This window comes from Acidovorax facilis (assembly GCF_023913775.1).
Classification (GTDB): Bacteria; Pseudomonadota; Gammaproteobacteria; order Burkholderiales; family Burkholderiaceae_C; genus Acidovorax; species Acidovorax facilis.
Genome location: NZ_JAMXAX010000192.1, coordinates 1 through 8602, shown reverse-complemented (window position 1 = coordinate 8602; position 8602 = coordinate 1). Strand labels below are relative to the sequence as shown.

Genomic DNA, 8602 nt, shown 5'->3' with positions numbered 1-8602 from the left:
AACCCATCGGGTACATCCCACCTGCTGAGGCTGAGGCAAACTACTACCGGCAACTCGCCAGTCAGGCCACTGCGGAAGTGGGCTGACTTAAACCAAACAGCCTCCGCAGAAACCGGGGCGATTCACTGCATTGGTGTTGCAGGAGGCGGATGTGGGCTTTGTGTTCAGCGCCATCGCCCACCCCGCGCTCACGCAGGAGCACCTGGCCGATGGGCGCATGGTGTGTGTGGCGCCCAAGGGCATGCTCAATGCCGCACTGGTGGCTGCGGGCGTGGTGCACCTGGCCGACTTGGCGGATACGCCGGTGGTGCGGCTCGATGTGCGTGACCCCATCGGCACGGTGGTCAACCATGCCTGCCGGGAGGCCGGGGTGGGCTTGCAGACAGCGATCACGGTGCAGACCTACCACGCCGCGCTGGCCCTGGCGCACCACGGCCATGCGGTGGCGGTGGTCGACACCTGCACGGCCGCGTCGGCCGACCGCAGCAAGGTGGAGGTGCTGGCGCTGGCTCCACACATTGCCGTGCCCATCAAGTCATTGCGCACCGTGAATCGGCCCAGCTCGCTGCTGGCCAGCGCCATGACGCAGTGCATGCGCCAGGCGGTGGCCGAGACGCTGGAGTCTGTGGGTCTGCGGGAGGCCGAATAGCGCCTTGTGCAGGACGCTGTTGCGCTCCCGCACCTTCGCCCGCGCGGTGTCAGGCCGCGGGCGCTACCAATGCGGCCACCTGCGCCGCCGTGCCAAAGGCCAGCGTGAAACCCAGCGCACCGTGGCCCGTGTTCAGCAGCAGGTTCTCCGGTGCGTGGGGGTGCCGTCCCACCAGCGGCACGCCCGTGGGCGTGGCCGGGCGCATGCCGGTCCAGGGGCGCAGTTCACTGAAGTCGCTGCAGCCGGGGAACAGCGCGCGGGTGGACTCGCACAGGCTCTGGATGCGTGCTGGGGGGATGTGGTCGTTGTGCCCCACCAGCTCGGCCATGCCGGCCACGCGCAGCCGCCGGCCGATGCGTGCAAAGACCACCTTGCGCGCAGCATCGGTCACGTTGACGCGGGGTGCTGCTCCGGGAGCCTCCGTGGTGTCGAGCGTGATGCTGTAGCCCTTGAGTGGGTAGATGGGCAGGCGAAAGCCCAGCGTCTTCGCTGCCTGGTGGCTGGCGCTGCCCAGGGCCAGCACGAACTGCTGCGCCTCGATGGGCCCCGCACTGGTCTGTACTGCCGCAATGCGCCGTGCATGGCGCACAAAGCCCTCCACGCGCGTGCCCAGCACAAAGCGCACCCCGCGTGCCGCCAGCAGCCTTTGCAGGCCCTGGCAGACCGCCAGGCAATCGGCGGCGCACTCGCTGGGGGTGTAGATGGCGCCTGCGATGTGGCGCTGGTAGTGCTGCAGCGCTGGTTCGATCTCCACGCAGCGCTGGGGCGACACGGCCTCCTGTTCGCTGCCCCAGCCGCGCTGCAGTTCCATCTGCTGCTGCGCTGCGGCGAGGCCAGCGGGGGTGCTGTACAGCACGAGCTTGCCAGTGTTGGAGAAATTGCAGTCAAGCTGCTCGGCCTGCAGCATGGCTTCAAAACCGTGGCGGCTGCGTGCGGCCAGGGCCAGCAGGTGTTGGGTGCTGCGCTCGGCCGTACGCCGGTTGCAGGCCCGCAAAAACTCGAGGCCCCAGCGCCACTGGTGCACATCCCACTGCGGGCGCATCTTGAGCGGCGAGCGGGGCGACAGCAGCAGTTCGGGCAACTGGTGCCACAGGCCGGCATTGGCCAGGGGCTGCACATAGCTGTAGCTCAATTGCGCGCCATTGCCGCCGCTGGCGCCAGCACCGGGCTGGGCCTGGTCGATCACGGTCACCTGCATGCCGCGCTGGTGGAGCTCATAGGCGGTGGCCAGGCCCACGATGCCCGCGCCAAGGACACATACCTGCATCTTGTGTGTTCTACGTTGTTGGTTGACTGAAAGTCAATATAGGGTGAGGGCGGGCCTTTGAACAATGCCAATGCCATGCGCAGCCATGCCGGGAAGTTATGCGTGTGCACCGATGGAAGGCACACAGCACGGAACAGCCGCGCGGAATGGGAAAAATGGCACTTGGATGGTGCGGCGGTGTGCACCAGATCGGCGGCATAACTTTTGGTCATGACATACCCGTGCAAATGAATTGTTCAAGTGCGGCGCGAATTTTTACAGTGCCCCTGCGTTTCGCTTTTTCAACCGTCCACCTGATTTTTCGCAAAAGGATTCCCATGAAGCTCTCCGCCGTCACTTCCGCCGCCATAGTGGTCACGGGCCTGCTGGCCAGCACCATGGCCAGTGCCGACACCCTCAAGAAGGTTGCCGAGTCGGGCAGGATCACGCTAGCCTACCGCGAGTCGTCGGTGCCCTTCAGCTACCTCTCGGGCCCCGGTGCCCCGGTGGGCTTTGCGGTGGACATCTCGAACGCGGTGGTTGATGCCGTGAAGAAGCGTGTGAACAACCCCGCCCTCAAGGTGGAACTGCAGGCGGTGACATCGCAGAACCGTATTCCGCTGCTGACCAACGGCACCATCGACCTCGAGTGCGGATCGACCACCAACAACACGGCGCGGGGCAAGGATGTGCAATTTGCCATCAACTACTTCTACACCGGCACGCGCCTGCTGACCAAGAAGACATCGGGCGTCAAGAACTACGCTGACCTGGCCAAGAAGAAGGTGGCCAGCACCTCGGGCACCACCAATGCACAGGTGATTCGCAAGTACAACCGCGACAACAACCTCGACATGGACATCGTGCTGGGCAAAGACCATGACGACTCCGTGTTGCTGGTGGAAACGGGGCGGGCGGAAGCGTTTGCGATGGATGACATCCTGCTGTTCGGCCTGATGGGCAACCAGCGCAACCCGGCCGATTGGACGGTGGTGGGCGATTCGCTGCAGGTGGAGCCCTATGCCTGCATGCTGCGCAAGGACGACCCGCAGTTCCAGGCGCTGGTCAACGGCGTGATCGGCGGGATGATGAAGTCGGGCGAGTTCGAAAAGCTCTACACCAAGTGGTTCATGTCGCCCGTGCCACCGCGCAACCAGAACCTGAACCTGGCCATGAGCAAGGAGCTGCGCGAGAACCTGGTGGCCCAAAGCGACAAGCCCGCACAGTAAGCCGGAGCGCGCATGTCTTTAGTGTCTGCAAGCCACCCCCACGCCCCGCAGGTGGTGGGCATCTTGGGCGGGATGGGTCCGGCCGCCGGGGCTGACTTTGTGCGCCTGTTCGTGCAGGCCTGCACCGACCGCATGGAGGTGCTGGGCATTCCGGTGCACGACCAGGCCTACCCCGAGCACTGGCTGGCGCAGGTGCCCATACCGGACCGCACGGCCGCGCTGAACGACACGCGCCCCGGCGCGCACCAGCCCGCAGACCCCATGCTGCAGGCCACCGGGCGGCTGGCTGCGCTGGGCGCGCGGGTGGTGGCGATTGCCTGCAACACGGCCCATGCGTGGCACGGCATCCTGCAGCAGCGGTTTCCACAGATGGTGGTCTTGCACGGCGTGCAGGAGGTGGTAGCCGAGCTGTCGGCGCGCAAGGTGCAGGGCGTGGGGCTACTGGCCACACGCGGCGCCTACGACGCGGGCCTGTACCAGCGTGAGCTGGAGCGTGCGCGCATCGCCTGCTTTGTACCCGACGACCATGAGCGCGAGCAGTTGATGCAGGGAATCTACGACGGCGTGAAGGCGGGCAACTATCCGCTGGCGCGACAGCGCTTTGAGGCCGTGTCGATTGCGCTGCAGGAGCGCTACGGCGTGTCCACGCTGATCATGGGCTGCACCGAGATTCCCCTGGCGCTGGCGGAGCACCCCCGGCTCGAAGGGCTCTCGCTGGTGAATCCCTCGGTGGTGCTGGCCTCGGCCCTGGCCCGGCATGCCTACTGGCACATCCATCCTGCGGGCTGAGCCCAGCGCACTGCCGTCGGCTTGGTGGGCGGCCGACTCCTTTTTCTTGCCATGTCCTCAGCCTGCCTGGGGTGGCGACTTCTTGATTGAAGGTGAACACCATGACAGTTGCGACGGTCGGAAAAAGGCGGGGCGTGAGCATGAGCGCGGCCGTGCTTGCGCTTGCGTTCGGCACGGCGGGTGGCGGCAAGGCGCTGGCACAGGCGACGGCACCATCGCAGGCGGCGCCGTCGTCACCATCCCAGGGGAAGACGCTGCAACGCATCCAGTCCAGCGGCGTGGTGGTCATCGGCCACCGCGAATCGTCCATGCCGATGTCCTATGTGGCCCACGGAACACCCATGGGTTACAGCGTGGATGTTTGCCTTCAGGTTGCGCAGGCGCTGGGGCGCCATCTCAAGCTGCGCGAGACCAAGGTGGCCTACCGCCTGGTCACTTCCAGCAGCCGCTTCGATGCCATTGAAAAAGGCGAGGTGGACCTGGAATGTGGCTCCACCACCAACACGGCCGCGCGCCGTGAGCGCGTGGCTTTCACCATCGCGCATTTCATCGCCTCGTCGCGCATCGTGGTGCAAAGCGACAAGCCGTATTCCCGCATCGAAGACCTGGATGGCAAGACACTCGCATCCACAGCGGGCACCACCAACATTGATTCGCTGGCGCGCGAGGCTGCCACCAAGTCGGTGCGCGTGCGCATCGAGCCCGCCAAGGACCACGCCGAGGGCTTTGGCTGGGTGGTGAGCGGCAAGGTGGAGGGCTTTGCGATGGACGACGTGCTGCTCTACGGCCTGCGCGCCAGCCACACCCGGCCGCAGGACCTGAAGGTCATCGGCAAGCCCATGACCATCGAGCCCTATGCGGTGGCGTTTGAGCGCAACAACCCCGAACTCAAGGCCGTGGTGGATGCCGAGCTGCGCCGTTTGATCCAGACCCGCGAGCTGCACCGCCTGTATGACAAGTGGTTCACTCAGCCGATTCCGCCCCAAGGCATCAACCTGGGCATGCGCATGCCGCACCTGCTGGTAGATTCGCTCAAGTACCCGTCGGACTACGTGCCGCAGTAGGCATGGTGGCGCGCGGGGTGGGCCGTCACCGCCAGGCCGTAGCCACCAGCTGGCTGTAATGCACGCCTTTGCGCCCAAGCAACTGCTCGAAAACGGCCGGATTGCCCGCGTTGTCGCTGCCCAGCATGCTCAGGGTTTCGGTGCACCAGGGCACGCTGGGCACCGCATCGCCCATGCGGGCGCTGAGCTGCGTCAGCGCGTCGGGCAGGCGCAGCACGCGGGCGGGGCCGTGGCCCTGTTGTTGCCGCAGGCTGGCGACGAAATCTCCCATGGTCAGCGCTTCCGGCCCCGGGCATTCAATGAGGCCCTGGGTGGCCATGGCTGGGCCCAGCAGCGCAACGATGGCGGCGGCCAGGTCGTGCACCGACACGGGCTGCACGCGCGCCGTGAGCATCGGGCCGGGGAACAGCGCCACGGGCAGGCGGGCCAGATTCATGAACAGGGCGCTGCTGTCGCCGCCTTTGCCAAACACCACGCTGGGCCGCAGGATGGCGGGGTTCAGGGCGCCCCGCGCGGCCAGGGCCTGTAAATGCACGTCGGCCGCGCGCTTGGTGCTGGCGTAGCGCGTGGTGCTGCCCTCAATGCCCAGTGCCGAGATGTGCACCACCCGCCTCACACCCGCCTGAGCACAGGCGTTGAACAAGGCCACGGGGGTGTGCTGGTGGACGGCGTCGATAGGGCGTGCGCTGCTGTCGCGCAGCACGCCCACAGCGTTGACGACGGCGTCGATCCCCGCCAGGCGTGGCAGCCACGCATCGGGCGTGGTGTCGCGGGCAAAGTTCATGGGGATCTGCAGCGGCTGCGCGGTGCGCTGGCGGGGTGAAACCCCGCCGTGCACCGTGTGCCCTGCCCGGGTCAGTGCCGCTGCCACGGTGTGGCCAATGAATCCGGTGGAGCCGGTCAGCAGGATGTGCATCAACAGTGCCTTTGAAAGGAAAGAAGGTCGTCGGCGGGTGCGGGTTCTTGGAGCGGTGCACGAAAACGCTGAGGGCTCCGCTGCTGCCAGCGGCGCCGGGCCTGTTCATGCGCCCGGGTCAAACACCTCAAAGCGGTTGCGGCCCCCATACTTGGCGCGGTACAGGGCTGCATCGGCCGCCTGCACCAGTGTGTCAGACCCGGCCTCCGGGCGTGGGACCACACTCGCAATGCCCATGCTGAACGTGATGATGGGCGCCGTGGGGGAGCGGGGGTGGGCCAGGGCGGCATCCCGCAGGTTGTCCATGCAGCGCTGTGCCACGGTCATGGCCTCGGGCAGCGGCACGTCGGGCAGCAGCAGCACAAACTCTTCGCCGCCATAGCGTGCGGCCACTTCGTCTGCACGGCGGATGGTGGCTTGCAGCAGTTGGGCCACGCGGCGCAGGCATTCGTCGCCAGCCAGGTGGCCGTAGTGGTCGTTGTAGAGCTTGAAGTGGTCGATGTCGATCAGGATGACGGTCAGCGGCAGGCCGTGCCTGCCGCAGCGCATCCATTCCGTGGCCAGCCGGTCGTCAAAACGGCGCCGGTTGCCGATGCCGGTGACACCGTCGGTGGTGGACAGCAGCGCCAGCTTGGCGTTGGCGGCGGCCAGCTCCTGCTCTTTGCGCACCAGCTGGGTCACGTCGGTGCGCACACCGGCAATGCCGCCCTGGGGGGTGCGGCGTTCGTCGGCCTGTACCCACCGGCCGTCGGTCAGGTGCTGCAAAACGGACTGGATGGCGGCCTGGTGGTCGGCCACACGTTGGGCCAGCCAGGCCTCTTCGTTGCCCACTGCGTCCAGGTACTGCCCGCGCTCAACGCCGTAGCGGGCAATTTGCTCAAAGGTGCTACCGGGCACGATCATGGGTGCCGAGATGGGGTACAGCCGTCGGTACTGCGCGTTGCACACCACCAGCCGGTCATCGGCATCGAACAGCGCAAACCCCTCGGGCAGCGATTCGATGGCGTCCTGCAGCAGTTGCCGCGCCTGCTGGGCTTCGTCCTGCGCCGCTTCGAGTGCCTGGCGCTGCTCGATAAGGTCGGTGATGTCCAGGCGCACCGCCACCACATAGTTTTCAGGGGTGCGGGTTTCATAAATGTTGATCCAGCGCCCGTCGGCCAGCCGCTGCACCAGGTTGGACGTGCGGCTGCCGTGCTCTGACAGGCGCTCGGCAATCCAGGTTTCTTCGCGGCCGTTGGCAGAGGGGACCAGCCCCCGCTGCACCGAATACCGCAGGATGTCGGCAAAGCTTTTGCCCAGATGCTCTGCGTAGTTCATGTGGGGGTACATGCGCGAGAGCTGCTGGTTAAATAGCACCAGCCGGTCCTGCTCGTCAAAGATCTCGATGCTGACGGGCAGGGCCTCCACCGCGCGCTCCAGCAACTGGCGCATGCGCTGGCTTTCCTGGCGGGCTTCCTCTGCCTTTTGGCGCTGCTCGATCAGGTCGCTGATGTCCAGCCGCACCACCACGGTCATGCCCGAGGGGGTGCGGCTTTCGTGCATGTGCATCCATGCACCATTGGGGTAGTGGCGCACCTCGGGGCCAGGGCGGTGGCCGCGCAGGGCCAGTTCGTGGGCCAGCCACAGCTCTTCCTGGCCGCGCGCTTCTTCGGGAATGCCGTGCTGGAGGCCTTCACGCAGCAGTTCTTCATAGGTCTTGCCCAGCGATGTCTGCACGGGCAGGTGCGGGCGCAGGTTGGCCATGAAGTTGTTGCACAGCACCAGCCGGTCGTTCTCGTCATAGATATCGAGGCCGGCGGGCATGGCGTCCACCGCCTCGTGCAGGCGGCGTTCTGCGCGTTCGGCGTCGGCCAGCGCCTGTTTCAGCGCGCGCTCCTTGTGCACGGTGTCGGTGATGTCGGTGCGCAGCACCACCACGCCGCCGCCGTCGAGCGTGCGCTCGGTCAGCTGCATCCAGCGGTCGCCCCGCACCTCCTGCACTTCGGGGCCGGACGGTGATCGGTGGCGTTCCATGCGGCCCGCCAGCCAGGTTTCCAGGTCTGGCCGCGCGTCCCGGATCTCGCCCGAAGCGGCGGCCCGGCGCAGTACGTCTTCAAACCGTGTCCCATAGTCCACCGCCATCGTGATGCCCGGGGCCACCTCGCGGTAGCGTGTGTTGCACAGCACCAGGCGGTCGTCCGCGTCGTAGATGGCCAGGCCGTCGGGCAAGATGTCGAGCGTGGCCGACAGCTGTGCGCTGGCCTGCAGGGCTGCCTGCTGTGCCGCCTCTGCCGCCACCTGGCAGCGCTGCGCACGCCGTGCAAGCTGCCAGTGCAGGCTGGCCATGGCCCACAGCGCCAGCCCGGCAGCCACCAGCGCCGCGCGCACTGGCGCCTCCAGCACATGGCTGGCCAGCGCCCAGGCCAGCAGCCCCAGCCCACCGATGCCGCAGACCCCACACACGACCGCCGTCAGCAGAGCCGGAGGTTCTTCGCGCGCTGGCGGTGGAGCAGGGGGCATGGTTGGTAGGTCCCAGGTTCGCAGAAAGTCTAGCAGTGCGCCCCTGTTTGCGGTACCGGCAAATGCGGCAAGGCTCCAAACCGCCTAGGAGGCCGTCGGACTTGAGCCGCGCGGGTCTATTGCGTCGACCCCGCAGCGCCGTTCGCGGCGGCGCGAGGCGGAGTCTGCCTTTTCGACTCGGCTGAGACCGCTGCGAGTCGCCCAAGACCC

Annotated in this window: 6 protein-coding genes and 1 pseudogene; 4 read left to right on the top strand and 3 right to left on the bottom strand. The window is 66.7% G+C overall.

The features are described 5' to 3' along the window. Positions 1-112: 112 nt before the first annotated feature. Positions 113-649, top strand: a pseudogene (locus NFX52_RS28395) (LysR substrate-binding domain-containing protein); the annotation flags it as partial. A 49-nt stretch (positions 650-698) separates the two neighbouring features. On the opposite strand, the gene NFX52_RS28390 reads toward NFX52_RS28395, so the two are convergent. Then, positions 699-1916, bottom strand: a complete 1218-nt coding sequence (locus NFX52_RS28390; protein WP_055401528.1) for a D-amino acid dehydrogenase — start codon at positions 1914-1916, stop codon at positions 699-701. Between the two features lie 317 nt (positions 1917-2233). Here NFX52_RS28390 and NFX52_RS28385 point away from each other — a divergent pair, with 317 nt between their 5' ends. The 3 genes from NFX52_RS28385 (at position 2234) to NFX52_RS28375 (ending at position 4977) form a co-directional block, all read left to right on the top strand. After that, positions 2234-3124, top strand: coding sequence for a transporter substrate-binding domain-containing protein (locus NFX52_RS28385; RefSeq protein WP_055401530.1), 891 nt, complete (start codon positions 2234-2236; stop codon positions 3122-3124). A gap of 12 nt (positions 3125-3136) precedes the next feature. After that, positions 3137-3913 carry an aspartate/glutamate racemase family protein gene (locus NFX52_RS28380; protein WP_055401531.1) on the top strand — a complete coding sequence of 259 codons (777 nt, stop codon included), beginning with the start codon at positions 3137-3139 and terminating at the stop codon, positions 3911-3913. A 101-nt stretch (positions 3914-4014) separates the two neighbouring features. Then, positions 4015-4977 (top strand): amino acid ABC transporter substrate-binding protein, encoded by a 963-nt coding sequence (locus tag NFX52_RS28375; protein WP_156358840.1) that lies wholly within the window; start codon positions 4015-4017, stop codon positions 4975-4977. A 25-nt stretch (positions 4978-5002) separates the two neighbouring features. Here NFX52_RS28375 and NFX52_RS28370 read toward each other — a convergent pair whose 3' ends face one another. Beyond that, positions 5003-5893 (bottom strand): NAD-dependent epimerase/dehydratase family protein, encoded by an 891-nt coding sequence (locus NFX52_RS28370; RefSeq protein WP_055401535.1) that lies wholly within the window; start codon positions 5891-5893, stop codon positions 5003-5005. A 105-nt stretch (positions 5894-5998) separates the two neighbouring features. Next, positions 5999-8392, bottom strand: coding sequence for a sensor domain-containing diguanylate cyclase (locus NFX52_RS28365; RefSeq protein WP_055401537.1), 2394 nt, complete (start codon positions 8390-8392; stop codon positions 5999-6001). Between the last annotated feature and the right edge of the window lie 210 nt (positions 8393-8602).

Bases quoted from the DNA above. Each gene is read 5' to 3' on its own strand.
- NFX52_RS28390 (WP_055401528.1), bottom strand. From the start codon at position 1,916: ATGCAGGTATGTGTCCTTGGCGCGGGCATCGTGGGCCTGGCCACCGCC.
- NFX52_RS28385 (WP_055401530.1), top strand. From the start codon at position 2,234: ATGAAGCTCTCCGCCGTCACTTCCGCCGCCATAGTGGTCACGGGCCTG.
- NFX52_RS28380 (WP_055401531.1), top strand. From the start codon at position 3,137: ATGTCTTTAGTGTCTGCAAGCCACCCCCACGCCCCGCAGGTGGTGGGC.
- NFX52_RS28375 (WP_156358840.1), top strand. From the start codon at position 4,015: ATGACAGTTGCGACGGTCGGAAAAAGGCGGGGCGTGAGCATGAGCGCG.
- NFX52_RS28370 (WP_055401535.1), bottom strand. From the start codon at position 5,893: ATGCACATCCTGCTGACCGGCTCCACCGGATTCATTGGCCACACCGTG.
- NFX52_RS28365 (WP_055401537.1), bottom strand. From the start codon at position 8,392: ATGCCCCCTGCTCCACCGCCAGCGCGCGAAGAACCTCCGGCTCTGCTG.